General features: G+C 62.9%; 22 protein-coding genes and 1 riboswitch. Of the genes, 13 read left to right on the forward strand and 9 right to left on the reverse strand.

All coding sequences use genetic code 11. From position 1 onward, the window contains the following. Positions 1 to 34 precede the first annotated feature (34 nt). The 4 genes from ACZ3GY_RS06355 to ACZ3GY_RS06370 are packed head-to-tail and all read left to right on the forward strand — an operon-like array spanning position 35 to position 2,926. The gene (locus ACZ3GY_RS06355) at positions 35 to 817 is read left to right on the forward strand and encodes an ABC transporter permease (protein WP_465909368.1); all 783 of its coding nucleotides are present in this window, start codon (positions 35 to 37) and stop codon (positions 815 to 817) included. Continuing rightward, on the forward strand, positions 817 to 1,671 hold the full coding sequence (locus ACZ3GY_RS06360; RefSeq protein WP_465909369.1) for an ABC transporter ATP-binding protein: 855 nt from the start codon (positions 817 to 819) through the stop codon (positions 1,669 to 1,671). The genes ACZ3GY_RS06355 and ACZ3GY_RS06360 overlap by 1 nt, the downstream gene beginning before the upstream one ends. Next, on the forward strand, positions 1,668 to 2,636 hold the full coding sequence (locus ACZ3GY_RS06365; protein ID WP_465909370.1) for a HEAT repeat domain-containing protein: 969 nt from the start codon (positions 1,668 to 1,670) through the stop codon (positions 2,634 to 2,636). Before ACZ3GY_RS06360 ends, ACZ3GY_RS06365 begins: the two co-directional genes overlap by 4 nt. Further along, positions 2,633 to 2,926 (forward strand): DUF971 domain-containing protein, encoded by a 294-nt coding sequence (locus tag ACZ3GY_RS06370; RefSeq protein WP_465909372.1) that lies wholly within the window; start codon positions 2,633 to 2,635, stop codon positions 2,924 to 2,926. Before ACZ3GY_RS06365 ends, ACZ3GY_RS06370 begins: the two co-directional genes overlap by 4 nt. Positions 2,927 to 3,275: 349 nt before the next feature. On the opposite strand, the gene ykgO is transcribed toward ACZ3GY_RS06370, so the two are convergent. Beyond that, a complete protein-coding gene (ykgO, locus tag ACZ3GY_RS06375) occupies positions 3,276 to 3,431 on the reverse strand; it encodes a type B 50S ribosomal protein L36 (protein WP_225832077.1) in 156 nt (51 codons plus the stop codon). Beyond that, positions 3,428 to 3,688: a type B 50S ribosomal protein L31 gene (locus tag ACZ3GY_RS06380; protein ID WP_225832079.1), complete on the reverse strand. Its 261-nt coding sequence runs from the start codon at positions 3,686 to 3,688 to the stop codon at positions 3,428 to 3,430. The genes ykgO and ACZ3GY_RS06380 overlap by 4 nt, the downstream gene beginning before the upstream one ends. Before the next feature lie 279 nt (positions 3,689 to 3,967). Then, positions 3,968 to 4,163, forward strand: a riboswitch (cobalamin riboswitch). Between the two features lie 174 nt (positions 4,164 to 4,337). On the opposite strand from ACZ3GY_RS06380, the gene ACZ3GY_RS06385 reads away from it, so the two are divergent. The 7 genes from ACZ3GY_RS06385 to ACZ3GY_RS06415 all read left to right on the forward strand — a co-directional run bounded on the left by ACZ3GY_RS06385 (position 4,338) and on the right by ACZ3GY_RS06415 (position 9,987). After that, a complete protein-coding gene (locus tag ACZ3GY_RS06385) occupies positions 4,338 to 5,354 on the forward strand; it encodes an ABC transporter substrate-binding protein (protein ID WP_465909373.1) in 1,017 nt (338 codons plus the stop codon). Continuing rightward, positions 5,351 to 6,385: a FecCD family ABC transporter permease gene (locus ACZ3GY_RS06390; RefSeq protein WP_465909374.1), complete on the forward strand. Its 1,035-nt coding sequence runs from the start codon at positions 5,351 to 5,353 to the stop codon at positions 6,383 to 6,385. The genes ACZ3GY_RS06385 and ACZ3GY_RS06390 overlap by 4 nt, the downstream gene beginning before the upstream one ends. Further along, positions 6,382 to 7,149 (forward strand): ABC transporter ATP-binding protein, encoded by a 768-nt coding sequence (locus ACZ3GY_RS06395; protein ID WP_465909375.1) that lies wholly within the window; start codon positions 6,382 to 6,384, stop codon positions 7,147 to 7,149. Before ACZ3GY_RS06390 ends, ACZ3GY_RS06395 begins: the two co-directional genes overlap by 4 nt. A 13-nt stretch (positions 7,150 to 7,162) precedes the next feature. Continuing rightward, a complete protein-coding gene (locus ACZ3GY_RS06400; RefSeq protein ID WP_465909376.1) occupies positions 7,163 to 7,597 on the forward strand; it encodes a pseudoazurin in 435 nt (144 codons plus the stop codon). Positions 7,598 to 7,604: 7 nt separating this feature from the next. Beyond that, positions 7,605 to 8,816 carry an MFS transporter gene (locus ACZ3GY_RS06405; RefSeq protein ID WP_225832089.1) on the forward strand — a complete coding sequence of 404 codons (1,212 nt, stop codon included), beginning with the start codon at positions 7,605 to 7,607 and terminating at the stop codon, positions 8,814 to 8,816. A 187-nt stretch (positions 8,817 to 9,003) separates the two neighbouring features. Further along, complete coding sequence (locus ACZ3GY_RS06410; protein WP_463564978.1) at positions 9,004 to 9,522, forward strand: DUF5677 domain-containing protein; 519 nt, start codon at positions 9,004 to 9,006, stop codon at positions 9,520 to 9,522. Positions 9,523 to 9,594: 72 nt separating this feature from the next. After that, entirely contained in the window at positions 9,595 to 9,987 is a 393-nt protein-coding gene (locus tag ACZ3GY_RS06415; RefSeq protein ID WP_225832093.1) for a hypothetical protein, read from the forward strand. Between the two features lie 79 nt (positions 9,988 to 10,066). On the opposite strand, the gene ACZ3GY_RS06420 is transcribed toward ACZ3GY_RS06415, so the two are convergent. From ACZ3GY_RS06420 to ACZ3GY_RS06430, 3 genes are all read right to left on the reverse strand, one after another. Continuing rightward, a complete protein-coding gene (locus ACZ3GY_RS06420) occupies positions 10,067 to 11,206 on the reverse strand; it encodes a mechanosensitive ion channel family protein (RefSeq protein WP_225832095.1) in 1,140 nt (379 codons plus the stop codon). A gap of 472 nt (positions 11,207 to 11,678) precedes the next feature. Further along, positions 11,679 to 12,086, reverse strand: coding sequence for a hypothetical protein (locus ACZ3GY_RS06425; protein WP_465909377.1), 408 nt, complete (start codon positions 12,084 to 12,086; stop codon positions 11,679 to 11,681). A gap of 190 nt (positions 12,087 to 12,276) precedes the next feature. After that, positions 12,277 to 13,281, reverse strand: a complete 1,005-nt coding sequence (locus ACZ3GY_RS06430) for an NADP-dependent oxidoreductase (protein ID WP_225832099.1) — start codon at positions 13,279 to 13,281, stop codon at positions 12,277 to 12,279. A 196-nt stretch (positions 13,282 to 13,477) separates the two neighbouring features. On the opposite strand from ACZ3GY_RS06430, the gene ACZ3GY_RS06435 reads away from it, so the two are divergent. After that, positions 13,478 to 14,374, forward strand: a complete 897-nt coding sequence (locus ACZ3GY_RS06435) for a bile acid:sodium symporter family protein (protein ID WP_465909379.1) — start codon at positions 13,478 to 13,480, stop codon at positions 14,372 to 14,374. Here ACZ3GY_RS06435 and dapF read toward each other — a convergent pair. The 4 genes from dapF to ACZ3GY_RS06455 all read right to left on the reverse strand — a co-directional run bounded on the left by dapF (position 14,371) and on the right by ACZ3GY_RS06455 (position 17,614). After that, positions 14,371 to 15,234 carry a diaminopimelate epimerase gene (dapF, locus tag ACZ3GY_RS06440; protein ID WP_465909380.1) on the reverse strand — a complete coding sequence of 288 codons (864 nt, stop codon included), beginning with the start codon at positions 15,232 to 15,234 and terminating at the stop codon, positions 14,371 to 14,373. The genes ACZ3GY_RS06435 and dapF overlap by 4 nt on opposite strands. Before the next feature lie 29 nt (positions 15,235 to 15,263). After that, positions 15,264 to 16,457 (reverse strand): benzoate/H(+) symporter BenE family transporter, encoded by a 1,194-nt coding sequence (locus ACZ3GY_RS06445; protein WP_463564972.1) that lies wholly within the window; start codon positions 16,455 to 16,457, stop codon positions 15,264 to 15,266. Next, positions 16,457 to 17,071 (reverse strand): LysE family translocator, encoded by a 615-nt coding sequence (locus ACZ3GY_RS06450; protein ID WP_225832106.1) that lies wholly within the window; start codon positions 17,069 to 17,071, stop codon positions 16,457 to 16,459. The genes ACZ3GY_RS06445 and ACZ3GY_RS06450 overlap by 1 nt, the downstream gene beginning before the upstream one ends. Positions 17,072 to 17,167: 96 nt before the next feature. Continuing rightward, positions 17,168 to 17,614, reverse strand: coding sequence for a MarR family winged helix-turn-helix transcriptional regulator (locus ACZ3GY_RS06455; RefSeq protein ID WP_463564971.1), 447 nt, complete (start codon positions 17,612 to 17,614; stop codon positions 17,168 to 17,170). An 81-nt stretch (positions 17,615 to 17,695) separates the two neighbouring features. Between ACZ3GY_RS06455 and ACZ3GY_RS06460 the strand changes: the two genes are divergently transcribed. Then, positions 17,696 to 18,862, forward strand: a complete 1,167-nt coding sequence (locus tag ACZ3GY_RS06460) for an aminotransferase-like domain-containing protein (protein WP_465909381.1) — start codon at positions 17,696 to 17,698, stop codon at positions 18,860 to 18,862. The last annotated feature ends 19 nt before the right edge of the window (positions 18,863 to 18,881 follow it).

The following is an 18,881-nucleotide window of genomic DNA, read 5'->3' on the forward strand; positions in this document are numbered from 1 at the left end:
CGCCTGGTGTGGCGCAGCACCTTACTGGAGCCTGATGATGACTTCTCTACACCGTTGGCCGTTGCGCCTGGCGTCGCTAGCCTTCTGTCTGCTGTTCTGGCAGGTGGCGACCAGCTCGCGCCTGGATCTGGGGCTGCTCACCTTCATCTACGTGCCCACGCCCGAGTCGGTGGTCGATGCGGCCATCGCGCTGATCGAATCCAGCAGACTCTGGGATCACGTCGGCGCCAGCCTTGGTCGGGTATTCACCGGCTACCTGATCGCCGCCGTGCTGGGCGTCGCCCTGGGCATTGCCATTGGCCGTTCTCGCTGGGCCGAAGACAGCCTGCTGCCGCCGCTCGAAGTGCTGCGGCCGATTCCTGCCGTGGCCTGGATTCCCCTGGCGATCCTGATGTTTCCGTCGTCAGAGTTGTCGATGATCTTCATCACCTTCACCGGCGCGCTGTTTCCGGTGCTGCTCAATACGGTGCACGGGGTGGAGGGCGTCGATGCCCGCTTGATCGCGTCGGCCCGCAGCCTTGGCGCAGGGCGCCTAGCGATCCTCCGTGAGGTGATCCTCCCGGGTGCTGCGCCGAGCATCGTCACCGGCCTGGCGATCGGCATGGGTACCTCCTGGTTCTGCCTGGTCACTGCGGAAATGATCTCCGGGCAGTTCGGCATCGGCTATTACACCTGGGAGTCGTACACCATCCAGAACTACCCGGACATCATCGTCGGCATGCTGCTGATCGGCCTGCTCGGCATGGGCAGCAGCCTTTTGGTCAAACGCCTCGGTAGCCTGCTGACGCCCTGGTATCGCAGCGGAGGGCGTCGCTGATGAGCATTCATGAAACCGGCCTGTCGGCCGGACGCATCGATATCGAGAAGCTGACCATCCGCCTCGGCGAGGGCGCTCAGGCGTTCGAAGCCGTGCAGGCGCTGGACTTCTCCATCGCCGCTGGCGAATTCGTGTGCATTCTTGGCCCCTCCGGCTGCGGCAAGTCGACTTTGCTCGGCGCCCTGGCCGGGCACCTGACGCCCAGCGCCGGTAGCTTGCGAGTCGATGGCCAGGTGGTGGATGGCCCGTCACCGCAGCGCGGTATGGTGTTCCAGCATCACACCCTGTTGCCTTGGCGCAGCGTGCTCGACAACGTTGCCTTCGGCCTGAAGATGCAGGGCATCGCCAAGGCTGAACGGCAGCAGCGGGCACGCGAGTTTCTCAGCTTGGTCGGCCTGCAGGACTTCGCTGCGCGCTGGCCCAATCAGCTCTCCGGCGGCATGCAGCAGCGCGCCGAGATCGCCCGGGTGTTGATCAATCGTCCACGCCTGTTGCTGATGGACGAACCCTTCGGTGCGCTGGACGCGCAGACCCGCAGCAAGATGCAGGAGTTGCTGCTGGATATCTGGGGCAGGGTGCGCACCACCGTGGTGTTCGTCACCCACGATATCGACGAAGCCCTGTTCCTGGCCGATCGCATCTTGGTGATGAGTCCGCGGCCGGGACGGTTCATCGAAGACCTGCGCCTGGACTTCCGCCGTCCGCGGCACGCGGGCCTGTTGACCAGCCCGGAATTCGTACAGCTCAAGCGCCACTGCCTGGAGCTGCTACGCCATGAGGAAGGCCGCGAGCTGCCACGCCTGACGCCGCTCGGGCTGCCCACCGAACATCCGCCATTGCGAGTTGCCCTATGACCTATGTAAGCACCGATAACCCCGACATTCTCGACCTGCTGCCACGCCTGGAAGATGAGGACGCCGGCGTGCGCCGCATCGCCCTGATCGAACTGGCCGACCTGGAAGAGCCAGAAGCCTTGCCCTGGCTGACCCATGCCCTGACCCGGGACGCATCCGCCGATGTCCGCGCCGAGGCGGCTCGCCTGCTGGAAGCCTGGGAGGAGCCCGAGGTGGTAAATGGCCTGTGCGCTGCGCTGACCGATGCCGACGCCCGCGTGCGCGGCGCCGCAGCTCAGAGCCTCAGTGAATTGAAAACCGCCGACGCCGGTCGCGTGGTGCTGCCCTGGGCCAGGCATGCCGACCCGTTCGTGCGGGCCAGTGCCCTGCGAGCCCTGCGCGAGTTGCGGCTGATCGACAGCGTACCCACTGCCGTCGCCGCGCTGCAGGACAGCGATGCCTTCGTGCGCCGTGAAGCGGTAGGTATCCTCGGCTGGTTGAAACAGGTCGATGCGCTGCCCCAACTGGCGCGCCTGGCCAGCGACGATGCCGATACCGAAGTACGCCGCGCCGCCACCGGTGCGCTGGGTCTGGCCAGCGACGACAGCGTGCTGCCGGCCCTGCAGACGGCGCTCAAGGATCGCGAATGGCAGGTGCGTGAGGAGGCAGCCACCACCCTCGGCAAAGTTGGCCAGGCGGGTGCCGGCCCTGCGCTGCTGGAGGCGCTGAGCGACAGCTACTGGCAGGTGCGACTGCGTGCCGTGCGCTCGCTCGGCCGCCTGCGATTCGCGGCGGCGCGTGAGGCGCTGGTGGAACTGCTCGGGCACGCGATCAGCAACCTGCGCAAGGAGTCCGCACTGGCGCTTGGCGAGCTGGGCGACGCTCAGGCACTGCCAGCATTGCTGGCTGTCGAGCACGATGGCGACCCGGAAGTGCGCAAAGCTGTGCGTATCGCCATCGGCCAGTTGCGCCTGCAAAAGCCATGAACCAGGCACCCGTCGCAATACGTAACAGTGCCACGCAAGCGACACTGACCGTGGAGTGGGGGCAAGGGCAGGTACAGGTGCTCGCCCACGGGCGCCTGCGCGCCGGGTGCCCGTGCTCGAAATGCCGGGCGGCCCGGCTGGCGCAGCGCATCGACGTGGCACCGGATGGCGTCCGCATCACGGCAGTCCACCCTCAGGGCTATGGGCTGCAACTGGTATTCGACGATGGCCACGACCGCGGCATCTATCCCTGGAGCTATTTGCGTGAGCTGGGGGAGGTGGCAGGTTGAGTTGGCCGGGCTTGTCGCATGGCCAGGTCGTCACGGCGCCGGCCGCGGGATGACCGCAATCGCATTCGCGCCGAGGGCGACGCTCATACCTAACTGGGGTCGAACATCCATTTTGCAAACACCACCAATACTGTAGGAGCCCGCTTGCGGGCGAATCACCAGGCCAACGCAGATTCAGCAGCAAGGCCACCATCGTATCGCCCGCAAGCGGGCTCCTACAGGCCGGAATCTTCATGCTTTTGCAGGAACCTAGAACATACAAGCCGCTACCCCGCGGCGAATGGTTGTCGCGCCGCGGGCCTGGAGAGACGGCTGCCATTGCGCTGCGCCGAGAGGGTGGTACAGGCACTTAGCCCTTGTTCTTGCGCTGCGGTTTGGGCCGGCCTTGTACGCACTTGAAGCGCGGTTCGGTCTTGCAGATCACGTAAATGCGGCCGCGACGTTTGACGATCTGACAATCGCGGTGGCGCAATTTGGCGGTGCGCAGCGACGCGAGCACTTTCATGAGCGGGCTCCTGCAAAACCGGCGAAGCGCTTGTTGAACCCGGCCACGCGGCCTTCGCTTGCGGTCTGGCGCTGCTGGCCGGTGTAGATCGGGTGCGAGGCGCTGGAGATATCGAGCGTGACGTAGGGGTAGGTGTTGCCGTCGCTGTGCTCGCGGGTTTTGTCGGTGCTGACCGTGGAGCCGATCAGCCAGTAGGCGTCAGCCGAGACGTCGTGGAATAGAACGGGGCGATATTCAGGGTGGATACCAGGTTTCATAAGTGCTCCAATAAATACGTTATAAAGTAACAATATACAGTCTTATTGATTTTGGTTCTCATTTCAAGCCCGAATCTGGATTTTTCCCGCAGGCCTCATCGGCACTCGGATCTTCCAGATCAGACGCTGAAATGAGCGCTGAACTGGACTTGCTAAATTGTTATGTTGTAACAATAATGGCCACCGAAATTAGCCGTACAAGTGCTGCACTGGCTTCCGGCTTGTTGGGATGAATGCGCAGAAACTGCAGCGAAGCGCTGCAGGGGAGCGACCTAATCGTTTAAGATGCCGCCCGCCGGTTTCCGCGAGGAATTAATAGGGAATCCGTCGCCACCTCTGGTGGCCAAACGGAACTGCCCCCGCAACTGTAGGTACTGAGCATCGTTGCATTCGTGTCACTGGGTTCGAATCCGGGAAGGCCGCAGCGTTGCCACGACGTACCAGTCAGGAGACCTGCCGGCACAGGTCTGAGCAGCTGCAGTGCAGCCCTGCTCGGGCGCTGCAATCGAACCAGCCGGCGGGGTGTCCGGGAGGGGCATCCGTAATCACCTTCCTCAGGGACAGGTGCGGCCATGGCCGCTTGGCGTGATGTGTTCTCCAGCCTGCGCACTGCCATTTATGCGTATCTGTTGATTGGGAGATCACCCGCATGACCGTGTCTCGTTTTGCCGTTCTGGCCGCCACCCTTGGCCTGTCTTCGATGGCGCTGGCCGCCAGCCCAACTCAATACCCCCTGACCCTTGAGAACTGCGGCCATGAGCTGAGCTTCGCCGCTGCGCCGAAGAGCGCCGTAACCATTGGCCAGGCCGGCACAGAAATTCTCTATTCCCTCGGGTTGGGCGACCGCTTGGTAGGCACCTCGTTGTGGTTCAGCAATGTGCTGCCCGAGTTCGAGGCGCAGAACGCCAAGGTCGAACGGCTGGCCGATAACGATCCGAGCTTCGAATCGGTGATCAACAAGCGCCCCGGTCTGGTGGCCGTGCAGTTCGAATGGATGGTTGGCGAGCAGGGCGTGGTCGGCACCCGTGAGCAGTTTCACGAGCTGAAGATTCCCACCTACATCATGCCGTCCGACTGCGAGGGCAAGGACAATCTGGTCGGTGCAGACGGTACCCGCCTGCAGCCTTTCCAGATCGACAGCCTGTACAAGAGCGTGCAGCAACTGGCGCAAATCTTCGACGTGCAGGCTGAGGGCGACAAGCTGGTCGCCAGTCTGCAGGACAGGCTCGGCAAAGCGGTCGCCAACGCCGAGCAGCGTCAGGCCAAGCAAATCTCCGCTGCGTTCTGGTTCTCCAGCGCGGACCTGGATCTCGACCCCTACATGGCCGGCCAGAAAGGCGTTGCCGACACCATGATGAAGTCGCTGGGCCTGCGCAACGTGGTCGAGTCCAGCGAAGAGTGGCCGACGGTCGGCTGGGAAACACTGGCCAAGGCCAACCCGACCGTGCTGGTGCTCGCGCGCATGGATCGCCGCCGTTTCCCGGCTGACGACGTGGAGAAGAAACTCGAGTTCCTGCGTAATGATCCAGTCGCCAAACACATGGATGCGGTGAAGAACGGTCGCATCGTGATTCTCGATGCCGACGGCATGCAGGCTTCGCTGCGCATGATCACCGGCATCGAAACCCTGGCCAAGGCCGTTGATGGGTTCGATCTGCAGAAATGATTGCTCGCGGCTCCCGCCTGTTCCTGCTGACCATCATCTGCCTGCTGTTGCTGGCCGTGGCGGTGGTCGTCGGTGTGGCACTGGGTGAAACCCGCATCCCGCTGTCGGTGGTCTTTCAGGTGCTGGCCAACAAGCTGTTCGGGACGGGCTTCTTGCTCGACCCGATCGACGAGGGCATCGTCTGGAACTACCGCCTGACCCGCGCCCTGGTCGCCGCCTGTTGCGGCGCCGGGCTGTCGGTGTGTGGGGTGGTGCTGCAGGCGCTGCTGCGCAATCCACTGGCCGATCCTTATTTGTTGGGGATTTCCGCCGGTGCTTCCACCGGAGCGGTTTCGGTGGCGCTGCTGGGGCTCGGCGCGGGCATGCTGTCGCTTTCGATGGGCGCCTTCATTGGCGCAATCGCCGCCTTCAGCCTGGTCGCCTTGCTGGCGCGGGCAGCGGGTGGCGGCGCGCTGAATGGCACCGGGCAGATCATTCTTGCCGGTATCGCCGGCTCCCAGTTGTTCAACGCGCTCACCTCGTTCCTGATCACCAAATCGGCCAGCGCCGAGCAGGCGCGGGGCATCATGTTCTGGCTGCTCGGCAACCTCAGCGGCGTCAACTGGCACGATGTCGCCCTGGCCGTACCCGTGGCGCTGGCCGGGGTGCTGCTGGTGGCCTGGCATACCCGCGCCCTGGATGCCTTCACCTTCGGTGCCGAATCGGCGGCGTCGCTGGGCGTGCCGGTGCGCCGGGTGCAGGCCACGCTGATCGCCTGCGCGGCGCTGGTCACAGCGGTGATGGTGTCGATCGTCGGCTCCATCGGTTTCGTCGGTCTGGTGATTCCTCACGCGGCACGGCTGCTGGTCGGCGTGCGGCATGGCCGGCTGGTGCCGGTCGCAGCCCTGACCGGCGCGGTGTTTCTGATCGCCGCCGACGTGCTGTCGCGTACGGTGATCAAAGGGCAGGTACTGCCGATTGGCGTGGTCACCGCGTTGATCGGCGCGCCGGCCTTCGCGGTGATTCTGGTACGCGGGAGGCGGGTGCGGTGAGTACGGTGCTGCAGTGCAGCGACCTGGGCTGGTCGGTGAAGGGAAAGACGATCGTCGCCGGCGTCGACCTGCAACTGCGCCAGGGAGAGACGCTCGGCCTGATCGGCCCCAATGGTTCGGGCAAGTCGACCTTGCTCAAGCTGCTGTCCGGTATCCGCACGCCGGGCAGTGGCCAGGTGCACTTGCAGGGCAAGCTGCTGGGTAGCCTGAGTCGCCGTGATGTCGCCCGCCAGTTGGCGTTCGTCGAGCAGCAGGCCGACACCGGTGATGCGGTGACGGTGCGCGATGCCGTCGAGCTGGGCCGCACGCCCTGGCTGTCGGCGCTGCAGCCCTGGTCGGCGGAGGACGAGAAGATCGTCGCTCAGGCACTGGCCGATGTGGACATGGCGGAAATGCCGGAGCGGGCCTGGAGCACCCTGTCGGGTGGTGAACGCCAGCGCGTGCACATCGCCCGGGCGCTGGCGCAGAAGCCGCAGATCCTGCTGCTCGACGAACCCACCAATCATCTGGATATCCAGCACCAGCTGTCGATCCTCAATCTGGTGCGCACGCTGCCGGTGACTACGCTGATCGCCTTGCATGACCTCAACCAGGCCCTTGAGTGCGACCGCCTCGGGGTGATGGAGCGTGGTCGACTGGTGGCGTTGGGGGCACCGGCCGAGGTGCTGACCACCGACCGTTTACGCGACACCTTCGGCGTACGCGCCCGCTACCTGGTCGACCCTGAAGACGGTGCCCGGGTGCTGCGCTTTCAACCTATCTGAAACGAGTCTTTTTATGCGTTTTTCGCCGTTCTTCGCTTTGCTCGCTACGCTTGTATTCGCAGCTCCGGCATTGGCCGAAATCCACGAAGTGAAGATGCTCAACCGTGGGGAGTCCGGTTCGATGGTCTATGAACCGGATTTTCTGGCCATTGCCCCAGGTGACAGCGTCAAGTTCATCGCCACGCATCCGACCCACAACGCCGCCAGCATCCCCGGATTCCTGCCGGAGGGGGCCGAGCCGTTCAAGGGCAAGATCAACGAAGAGGTCGAAGTGACCTTCAGTGAAGCAGGGCTCTATGGCATCCAGTGCATTCCTCACCTGGCGATGGGTATGGTGATGCTCATTCAGGTCGGTGATCAGCCGGTCAGTGAGGCGCAGATTCCCGCGCAACTGCCGGCGCGGGCCAAGCAGCGGCTGGAGCAGATCGTCCAGCGCGCGAGTAAATGAGCCAGCCATGAGCCGAGTGCTGGATACCTTCGCCAGCCTGTCACCCGCCGCCCGGGTGCTGGTGCTCAACAGCCTGGCGTTCAACTTCGGCTTTTACATGCTGGTGCCGTATCTGGCCGGGCACCTCAGCGAGAGCCTGGGGCTGGCGGGTTGGGCGGTCGGCCTGGTGCTCGGCATCCGCGTGTTCAGCCAGCAGGGGTTGTTCCTGTTCGGTGGCTTGCTGGGTGACCGCATCGGCTACCGTCGCGCCATTCTCATCGGTTGCCTGGTGCGCTGCGTGGGGTTTGCCGTGCTCGGCTTCTCGGAAAGCCTGGCGGTTCTGCTGCTGGCCGCCTGCGTTAGCGGTTTCGCCGGTGCGCTGTTCACGCCTTGTGCCCAGGCCTACCTGGCCGACGAGTGCCAGGACATGCAGCAGCGCAAGCGCGCATTCGCTCTGCAGAACATGGCCAGCACCGCGGGCATGCTGCTCGGGCCGCTGGCAGGTCTGCTGCTGATCGGCATCGATTTCGCGGTATCCGGCAGCGTGGCAGCCGGGCTGTTTCTGCTCATGACCCTGGTGCAGTGGCGCTTCCTGCCGAGCAAGGAGCTGGTGTCCGGTGACGAGCCGGTGACCATGCTGCGCCAGTGCCTGGACATGCTGCAGCAGTGGCCATTCTTGCGCTTCGCCGTGTTGGCGGCAGCCTATCCACTGCTGTTCCATCCACTTTATCTGGCGATCCCGGCCTACAGCCACGCCCACGGCGGCGGGCAGGCATGGATCACGCGGGTATTCGTTATCACCGCGTTGGTCGGCGTGTTGCTGCAGATGCCCCTCAGCGCGCTACGCCAGCGTTGGCTCAGCGAGGGACAGGGCATGGGCCTCGGTCTGGCGTTGATGGCGGTTAGCTACGCGCTGCTGGCCGAACCTTTCGCCAGTCTGTTGACCCCGTATTGGGCGGTTCTGCTGATGGCCGCTTTGCTTAGCCTCGGCAGCCTGCTGGTGCTGCCGCTGCTGTCGGCCCACGTGCCTCATTACGCCCGGCGCGGGCAACTAGCCGCCTATTACGGCTTCTTCGCCGGTGTGGGCGGGCTGGCGGCGTTGTTCGGCAATGTGCTGATCGGCCGGCTACTGCCCGCTGATCAGGCGCCGCCGCAGGTACTCTGGTGGGCGCTGGTCTGTATCGGTCTGGCTGCTGCTTTCGGTCTGGCCCGGCATATGAGTTCACTCAAAGAGCCCTGATGAACAGGCTGTACCCACGCCTGCTCGCTACTACCACTTTCTGCCTCTCGACACCGGTCACCGCCGCCGAAAGCGCCCAGGTGCAGAACGTCGCCTTGATGGCGAATAGGCTCTAAGCTGAGTGGCGTTGAACAGACTTCAGATCGCTAATGACGGTTGGATCATTAATTCGCAACGAGGAGGTCGTATGACACAGGAAAGAGTCAGGCTAAGGGATATGATCTTCAGCGCTAATGAGTTGGTTGAGCGGCTGGAGGGTCGTTTTATCGCCGCCCATGAGAAGGTAGCGCTGAAGTTTCTGGAAAACATCATCTCCAACTCGGATGCCGTTCTGCTGTTGATCAACAATGACTTCGATAGAGAGGCCGCAGCGGTCAACCGAATAGCTATCGAGCATCTGATCAATCTGGCAGCCTTGATCAAGAAACCCGAGCATCTCGATACTCTGCTGTTGCAAGGTAAGAATGATATCGCCAAAACCCTCAGAATGGTTACCGATGAGGATCAGCAATCAGGTGCTGAGGAGGCGCCCGACGTCATGCTGCTGGGCTCACGATATGACAGTGCCTATCGAGAATTGTCGGCCACCTATGCACACTCCACCATCGCCTCAATAAGCACCCATCCCGATGGTGCGCAAACACTGGAAAACATGACCAAACTCATCAGCCTGGGGATTGGTTTTTTGGAGAATAGCCAGGCTTGAATAGATTGCTGCTAGCCATAGGGTAAGAACGTGGTTCAGTAGAAACGTGTATGAACCCCCTTGGAGATGCTTGTGTTGTTGTTTCGTCAGTTAGCGGCGGGTGGTTTTCTGTTGTTGGCTTTTACGTCGTCTGCTCATGCCGCTTTTACGCTGCCTGGCGACGCCATGGGCTGCACTCGCAGTGCCACGATGCTCAATTGCACGGATCGTTTCGGCAATCACTACGGCATCGTTCAGCGCGGTAACGACACGCTGATGCGTGGCTTCGATGTCATCAGCGGGCAGACCTGGGCGCAGACCAGCACCACCTATGGGCGCCTGCAGCTGTTCACCGGTGTCAGCAGCAATGGTGAGCTGTGGGTGGGTTCCAGCCGGCGGATCGGCTGGAACGTGGTTAGCCGGCTTTCCAGCTCCAAGGGCGAGAGAGACCGGGTCAACTGCAACCGCATGACGGGTTGCCGCTAGGCCGGGCAACGACGGCTTTCGACAGCGAGGCGTTGGCCATGGCGGGTGGAGAACCTTTACGGTTTTCCACCCACTGGCTTCAGCTGAAACGTGGCAGTCGCTGATCGCGCTCGGCCGAATCGTCCTGCTGTTCGTGCTGCGGCAAACCGGCGACTTTCAGCGTCGGCATCTTTTCACCCACCAAACGCAGATCGCGACGCGGCAGGGCGAAGCGCACATCCAGTTCGCGCAGGGCATCGAGCAGTTGCAGGTTGATCTCCTGCTGGATGTCCATGTACTGGTTGTAGTCCGAGCTCTGCACGATGTAGACCACTTCGAAGGTCAGCTGGCTCTCGTCGAAGCCGAGAAAGTGCGCGCGGTCGAATTTGGCCTTGGGGGTGGCACGGATGATGTCGCCGACCTTTTCCGATACCTGGCGAACCTTGTCGCTCGGGGTGTCGTAGCTGACCCCGAATTTGAAGACGATGCGTCGCGTGTCCATGCGCTTGTAGTTGTGCACGATCTGGCGCAGCAGGTCGGCGTTGGCACACACCACCTGTTCGCCGCTGAGGCTGCGGATGCGCGTGGTTTTCAGGCCGATATGTTCGATGCTCCCGGCCACTTCGCCGAACACCACGAAATCGCCGATCTCGAATGGCTTGTCGACGCCAATCGATAGCGAGGCGAATATGTCGCCGAGTACCGTCTGCACCGCAAGGGCAATCGCAATACCGCCGACACCCATGCTGGCCACCAAGGCGGTGATATCCACACCCAGGTTGGCGAGGATCGACAACAGCATTACCGACCACACCACGATCAGCACCATGATGCTGATGATGGTGGTCATCACCGGGTTGAAACCGATGCTGCCATTCTTGCCGACGACCAGGCTGCGCGCCCACAGGCGCACGCCGGTATCCACCCACAGAGCGATCTGCAGGGCGAGGGCGACGAACCAGGTGTGGCTCAGGGCGGCCTGCCAACTGCCGGGCAGATCCGGCAGGCGCAGGGCCAGCAGCAGCGAGAAGGCGAGCAGCAGCAAGCGGCTGGTACGCCCGATCACCACTGCGACGAAATGCTGCCAGTTGCCGTCCTGGCCTTTTGACCACGTGACAAGGCGCTTGTGCACGATGCCGACTACGGTGCGCAGCACGGTGTAGATCACGGCGGTAGCGATCACCACGATGCCGACGCCGAGCCATAATTCGCGATCGAACCAGATGTTCCACTGTTCCATTCGGGGTTCTCCTGATAAAGCCGATACAGGTTTCTGTAGGCCTCAGGGCTGAGAAGTTCCCATCAATGGTCCGCCGGTTTTCCTCTGGCGGCGCGCCAGCGTGTGACAAACGGAGGTCTGAGCTATGGTGTACAGGCGATCAGCGGCGAGGGCTTCAGGTGACGTTCAGTCACACCGGACGCGACCTGCTGTGCCGCGAGTCAATGGCACTCTTGCCGCGTACGCGGTACTGAGCTGTTAAACCTGATGCGAGCACCATGTATGCTCGCCTGGAGGATGACGTGACTTTTTATAGCCTGGATCTGCTGCTGATTCTGCTTCTGGTCACCGCACTGTTCACCGCCTTGCCGATCATCCTCATGCGCAGCCTTTGACGTTCTGCGCAATCATCGATCCGCTCGCCGATCGGCGGCGTATCGATGCTTCGGAACTCCGTTCGCTATCGTTGCCGATGGCCAGGGACTGACTTGTTTCAGCCTGCAGCGGACTGCCCGAGCAATTCGTGAAAACGCGAGGGTTCGACCTGCTGAATCAACAGCAGGGCGCCGACGGTACTCGCCGGGGTGCCTGGTAGATAGGCCGCAGGTATGACGCTGGGCAGTCGAGCCTGCCACGCGGCGATCAGCTCGGTAGGTTCCTTACCGTTGGCGATCAGGTCATCGAGGTCAATCTGCACGCCCATATTGGCCGCCAAGCGCATGGATCGCCGCAGCAGCACTTCAGCCATCTCGTGCTGCTCAACCGGGCTGGATGTCTGGTAGCTCGCCAGCCATTCGGTTATGGGCCGACGGCACTGCGCCGCACCGCCGCGCAGATAGTGAAACAGTAGGTAGGCGGCACCTACCAGCATGATGGCGATGACAGTGAAGACGAGTTCCATCAGGGCTCCTGGCGTGAAGGATCAGCCGGCCCCGATGGGCGAACAGCATGGCGGCGAAACTACCCGAACTGTCAGCAACGACTCAAGCCATTTAATGGCTCATAGCCATCTTTTTTTGGTTTGTTATCACTGCGTACAGGTTGCGAGTCGTCACCGGCGAGCGGCAGGAGTGCCGCTCGCCGAGCGGGTCTCAGACCTTGAGCACCAGCTTGCCGAAGTTTTCACCTTTGAACAGCTTGAGCAGGGTTTCCGGGAAAGTTTCCAGGCCCTCGACCACGTGCTCCTTGGATTTGACCTTGCCGCTGGCCAGCCAACCGCCGATTTCTGCCGCTGCACTGGCGAAGTTGGCCGCGTGATCCATCACCACGAAGCCCTCCATGCGTGCGCGGTTGACCAGCAGGGAGAGGTAGTTGGCTGGACCCTTGACCGCTTCCTTGTTGTTGTACTGGCTGATGGCGCCGCAGATGACGATGCGCGCCTTGGGGGCGAGGCGGCCGAGTACTGCATCCAGGGTGTCGCCACCGACGTTGTCGAAGTACACATCGATGCCTTTCGGACACTCGCGCTTGAGCGCCTCGGGCAGCGACTCGCTCTTGTAGTCGATGGCCGCATCGAAGCCCAGTTCATCGGTCAGGTAGGCGCATTTTTCCGCGCCACCGGCGATGCCGATGACCCGGCAGCCCTTGAGCTTGGCGATCTGCCCGGCAATGCTGCCCACCGCTCCGGCTGCACCGGAAAGCACCACGGTGTCGCCGCTCTTCGGCGCGCCGACGTCGAGCAGGGCGAAGTAAGCGGTCATGCCCGTCATGCCGAGGGCCGACAGGTAGACCGGCAAGGGTGCACGCTGCGGATCGACCTTGTAGAAGCCCCTAGGCTCGCCGAGGAAGTAGTCCTGCACACCCAGGGCGCCGTTGACGTGATCGCCGACGGCATAGTCCGGGTGGTTGGACGCAATCACTTCACCGACGCCAAGCGCGCGCATCACATCGCCTAGGCCAACCGGCGCGATGTAGGACTTGCCCTCGTTCATCCAGCCGCGCATGGCCGGATCCAGCGACAGGTAGAGGTTCTTGACCAGTATCTGCCCGCTGCCAGGTTCGCCGACCGGTTTTTCCACGTAATCGAACGTATCGCGGCTGACCATGCCGGTCGGGCGCTTGGCGAGCAGAAACTGGCGGTTGAGCTGAGTGGACATGGAAAAACCTCCGTTGAAATAAGCAGTGGTGATAATCCTCACCGGGGTATTGGACAAGGATGTCGCAGTGGCCGAATGTCTATCGATCCATCGAACTGATGGGGCTGGGTTTGCTGCAACGCCCCATGCGCGGGCTGACGATTGCCCGCTACAGTGTGGATCAGGATCACGGAAGTCTGACCACGGAGATGTATCGATGACTGCAAGTCCTTTGCTGAGCGTGTTTCTTCCCCTGGCTCTGGGCATCATCATGCTCGGCCTGGGCTTGTCCCTGACCCTGGCGGATTTCGCCCGGGTGGTGAAGTACCCCAAGCCAGTGCTGATCGGCCTGTCCTGCCAATTGCTGCTGTTGCCGGTGGCCTGTTTCTTCATGGTGCAGGCATTCGGCCTGGCGCCAGCCCTGGCCGTGGGCATGATGCTGCTGGCCGCGTCGCCCGGTGGTACCTCCGCCAATCTGTATAGCCACCTGGCCCATGGCGACGTCGCACTGAACATCACCCTGACTGCAGTGAACTCGGTCGTCGCAGTGCTGACCATGCCCTTCATCGTCAACCTGTCGCTGGCCTACTTCATGGAGGGGGATCAGGCGATTCCACTGCAGTTCGCCAAGGTGGTTCAGGTTTTCGCCATCGTGCTGGGGCCGGTGGCCATCGGTATGTTCCTGCGCAGCCGCTTTCCCGGTTTCGCCATGCGTATGGAAAACCCGGTGAAGATCATCTCGGCGCTGTTCCTGCTGCTGATCATCATCCTGGCACTGGTCAAGGACTGGCAGACCGTGCTCGATTACGCGCCGGTAGTCGGTGCCGCGGCCCTGGCATTCAACCTGCTGAGCCTGGCGGTGGGCTACTTCGTGCCACGTCTGCTCAAGCTCAGCCTGCGGCAGGCCATCGCCATTGGCATGGAAATCGGCATCCACAACGGCACCCTGGCCATCGCCCTGGCGCTCAGCCCGGTATTGCTGAACAACAGCACCATGGCGATTCCCGCTGCGCTGTACAGCATCATCATGTTCTTCACCGCCGCGGCGTTCGGCTGGTGGGTGAATGCGGCCCATGGCAAGCAGCTGGCGACGGAGGCTGAGCGTAGTGCCTAGAAATGAGCGCTTCGGGTATGGGCCTCAGGTAGTTCGGTGCTGGGCGTACTGGCCAATACGCTATCTGCGATAACGCCGGAAAAGCAGTGCGCTACCGGCCCGGTGAGAAATACCGGGCCGCTGCCATCCCAGTGAACCGTCACTGTTCCGCCATCACATTCCACGTCGACGGTGTCGTCCAGCAGGCCGCGGCGCATGCCGTTGACCGCGGCACCGCAGCAGCAAGACCCTGAGCCGAGGGGAATGCCGCCGCCGCGTTCCCAGATGCGCAGCCTGATGCGTTTGCGGTCGATGATCTGCACGAAGTGCACGTTGGTTTTGCGGGGGAACAGCGGGTTGATCTCTAGCGCCGGCCCGAGTGTGGCGATATCCAGCGCTGCCAGGTCATCGACGAAATAGGTGCAGTGCGGATTGCCCATGCTGCAGGCCGCTGGGGCGCCGGCGAGCGGCAAAGCTGCGGTGTCGTGCTCCTCTGCCAGAGGGATATCCGCCCAGTCGAACAGCGGCTCCCCCATGCTCACGGCAATGGCTCCATTGCTGATCCGCTCGCAGGTCAGCAGACCACGGTTGCTGCGCAGTACCAGCCTGGTGCTGTTCGACTCGCGCATCAGCAGGTCTGCAACGCCGCGCGTCGCGCTACCGCAGGCATCCAGCATCGAACCATCGGCGTTCCAGAACGTCAGGCGTGCGTCGGCATCAGCGCAATCAAGTATTACCGCCAGTTGATTGAAGCCGATGCCGCAGTTGCGATCACCCAGGCGTCGAGCCAGGGCGCCTGCCACTGGGTTGGTCGAGTTGCGTGAGTCGACCACCACGAAGTCATCGCCGTTGGCGTGCATCTTGTGAAAGCTCAACGGCATGTCTGGGGCCTTAATATGTTCATCGCCGCTCAGGCACGTTTGCCGCCATTGAGCAGCGCCAGGGTCAGCAAGCCTGCGACGATGCCCCAGAACGCCGACCCCACCCCGAACAGGGTCATCCCCGAAGCGGTGACAAGAAAGGTGATCAGCGCCGCTTCGCGTTCCTTGGGTTCGCTCATGGCCTGGGTCAGGCCACCAATGATCGAGGCGAACAATGCCAGTGCGGCGATGGACAGGATCAGCGCCTTGGGCAAGGCGGCGAACAGGGCGGCGAGGGTGGCGCCGAACAGCCCGGCGATGCCATAGAACACCCCGCACCAGATTGCTGCCGTGTACCGCTTGCGCGGATCTTCATGGGCCTCGGGGCCGGCGCAGATCGCCGCGCTGATGGCTGCCATGTGAATACCGTGGGAGCCGAAGGGCGCCATCACGATCGACACCAGGCTGGTGGTAGTGAGCAGCGGCGAGGCTGGAACGTCGTAGCCATTGGCGCGCAGCACCGCCATACCCGGCAGGTTCTGCGAGGCCATGGCGACGATGAACAGCGGGATGCCGATGCTGATCGCTGCAGCGATGGAAAAGCTCGGTGTAGTCCATTCCGGGGTCGCCAGCTGCAGCTCGAACTGGGAGAAATTCAGCAGCCCCAGGGTGCCAGCCAGCACACAGCCAACCAGCAGCGCAGCCAGTACGGCGTAGCGGGGCAGCAGGCGTTTGCCCAGCAAGTAGGCGAACAGCATGGCGATCACCAGCAGGGGCTGCTGCTCGGCGGCCACGCAGATTTCCAGCGCGATCTTGAACAGCACGCCGGCCAGCAGAGCGGCGGCGATGGAGCCGGGGATGCGCCGCATGATGCGGTCGAAGCTGCCGGTCAGGCCGCAGACCAGAATCAGTGCGGAGCACAAGATGTAGGCGCCTATGGCCTCGCTGTAAGGCACGCCGGGCAGGCTGGTGATCAGCAATGCCGCGCCGGGGGTCGACCAGGCGACCATGATCGGCGCGCGGTAGCGCAGGGACAGACCGATGCAGGTCACCGCCATGCCGATCGACAGCGCCCAGATCCACGAGGAAATCTGCCCGGCGCTGAGCCCGGCAGCCTGGCCCGCCTGGAACATCAGCACCAGAGAGCTGGTGTAGCCCGTGAGCATGCCGATGAAGCCGGCTACCACGGCGGAGGTCGAGGTGTCGGCCAGCGGGCGCAGGCGAGGGCGGCTGCTTTCGAGCATCACAGCACTCCTTTCATGTCGGCGAAGATCGGGTACAGGGAGGCCACCAGCAGCACCGCCATACCGATATTGAAGGCGCGCAGCACGCGGGGGTTACGCAGCCAGTTGCGCAGCAGCGAGCCTGCCACCGTCCACAGCCCCACGCTCGGGCAGTTGACCAGCGCGAACAGCCCGGCGATCAGCAGCACGTTGACCAGGAAATTTTCCTGCGGCGTGTAGGTGGTAATAGCGCCGATGGCCATCACCCAGGCCTTGGGATTGACCCACTGAAAGGCGGCGGCCTGGAGAAAGGTGAAAGGCTTGCCGCGTTCGCCCCCCGTGCTGTCCGGAGCACCAGAGCCGGCGATCTTCCAGGCCAGGTAGAGCAGGTAGGCCGCGCCCAGGTAGCGCAGTACGGTGTACAGCGCCGGCACTTGCTCGAACACCTGGCCCAGGCCGAATCCTACGCACATCACCAGCACCATGAAGCCGAGGCTGATACCGAGCATGTGCGGCACGCTGCGACGCAGGCCGAAGTTCACCCCGGAAGCGAGCAACATCATATTGTTGGGGCCAGGCGTCACCGAGGTGACGAAGGCAAAGGCGATGAAGGCGATCAGCAGTTCCGGGGTCATGGCGAAGTCTCGAAGTTGAGCCGCCACGATAAGGGCTGCCAGCGTGGCCGTCGCGGTACAGCGGCGGCTATAAGCAACCATACAGTTGCGTGCCCATCACTCCGGTGTTCGACCTGTACCGCTCAATGCCTTGTTCACTGCCAGCCAGCCATCCACCGCGTGCTTGCCGCTTTCGTCGAAGGCGCGCTGCAGCAGTTTTACCTGCTCGCGGCGCAGCGCCCGCTCCAGATTGGCGCCCTCGGCAGTGAGACCGAGCAAGCGTTTGCGCTTGTCATCTTCGGCGGGGACGCTTTGCGCCAGATTCATTTCCTGCAACTGGCGCAGCGGAATGCTCAGCGCCTGTTTGCTCACGCCGAGGTAGCCGAGCAACTCCTTGACGCTCAACCCGGGGTGGCGGGCGATGAAAAACAGGATGCGCTGGTGCACTCGCGACAGTCCCCGGCGCGCGAGCATTTCGTCGGCCTTGGCGGTGAACGCCTGGTAACCAAAGAAGAAGGCTTCCATGGCTGCTTGCTGAGCAGCTGAATTTTTAAGGTCAATCATATTGACGTATATGTCTCGAGCGTCGTACTTTCGGTCAACCAGTTTGACTCAATTCTCCCGACTTATCACCCGGTGACCTCCATGGCCTTCTCTGAACGCATCACCCGTCTGAAAAGCTCCCTGATCCGCGAAATTCTCGCTGCCGCTCAGCGTCCGGAGGTGATGTCGTTCGCCGGTGGCCTGCCTGCCGAGGAGATGCTGCCAGCGCTCGATTGGTCGCAGATGCCCGTCAGCATGGGCCAGTACGGCATGAGCGAGGGAGAGCCGGCGCTGCGTGAAGCCATCGCCGCCGAAGCGAGAGCGCTGGGCGTGCCGTGTGAGGCGAGCCAGGTGCTGATCGTCAGCGGCTCGCAGCAGACCCTCGACCTGGCCAGCAAACTGTTTATCGATCCCGGCACCAAAGTACTGCTTGAGGCGCCGACCTACCTGGCTGCCCTGCAGGCCTTCCAGCTGTTCGGCGCTGACTGCATCGCCGTGCCGCAGGAGGCCGATGGCCCGCAATTGCAGGCACTCGAAGAGCAGCTGGAGCGCCAGCGCCCGGCGTTCGCCTACCTGATCCCGACGTTCCAGAACCCCAGCGCCGTGCGCTACAGCGAGGCCAAGCGTGACGCTGTGGCGGCCCTCTTGGATCGTTACGAGGTGACGCTGATCGAGGATGAGCCCTACCGCGAGCTGGTGTTCGACGCTGGTAGCGCCACGCCGATCGTCAGTCGCCTGCGCAAGGCCAGCTGGATCTACACTGGCACTGTCTCGAAGACGCTGTTGCCTGGGCTGCGCGTCGGTTACCTGATCGCCACGGCGGATCTGTACCCGCACCTGCTGCGTCTCAAACAATCGGCGGATCTGCATACCAACCGCGTGGGCCAGTGGCAAGCGCTGCAATGGCTGGGCACCGAGCGCTACGCCGAGCATCTGGCCGAGCTGCGAAATTTCTATCGCTTGCGGCGTGATGCGATGCAGGCGGCGCTCGTCGAACATTTCAGTGATCTGGCTGAGTGGCAGATTCCCCAGGGCGGTCTGTTCTTCTGGCTGCGCCTCAAGCAGCCCCAGGACACCCGTCTGCTGCTCGACGCGGCGCTGGCCCAGAACGTGGCATTCATGCCCGGCGAGCCGTTTTTCATCGACCCGGATCGCGAGCACGGTTACCTGCGGCTGAACTTCAGCCACGTGGCACCGGAGCGTCTGGGTGAAGGGCTGCGCCGGCTGGCAGGTGTGGTGCGTCAGGGACTGGCCGCGAACGCGGCGTGACTATTGGCTAAAGAGGCAT

It is taken from the genome of Pseudomonas sp. PME37.24/006, assembly GCF_055556635.1.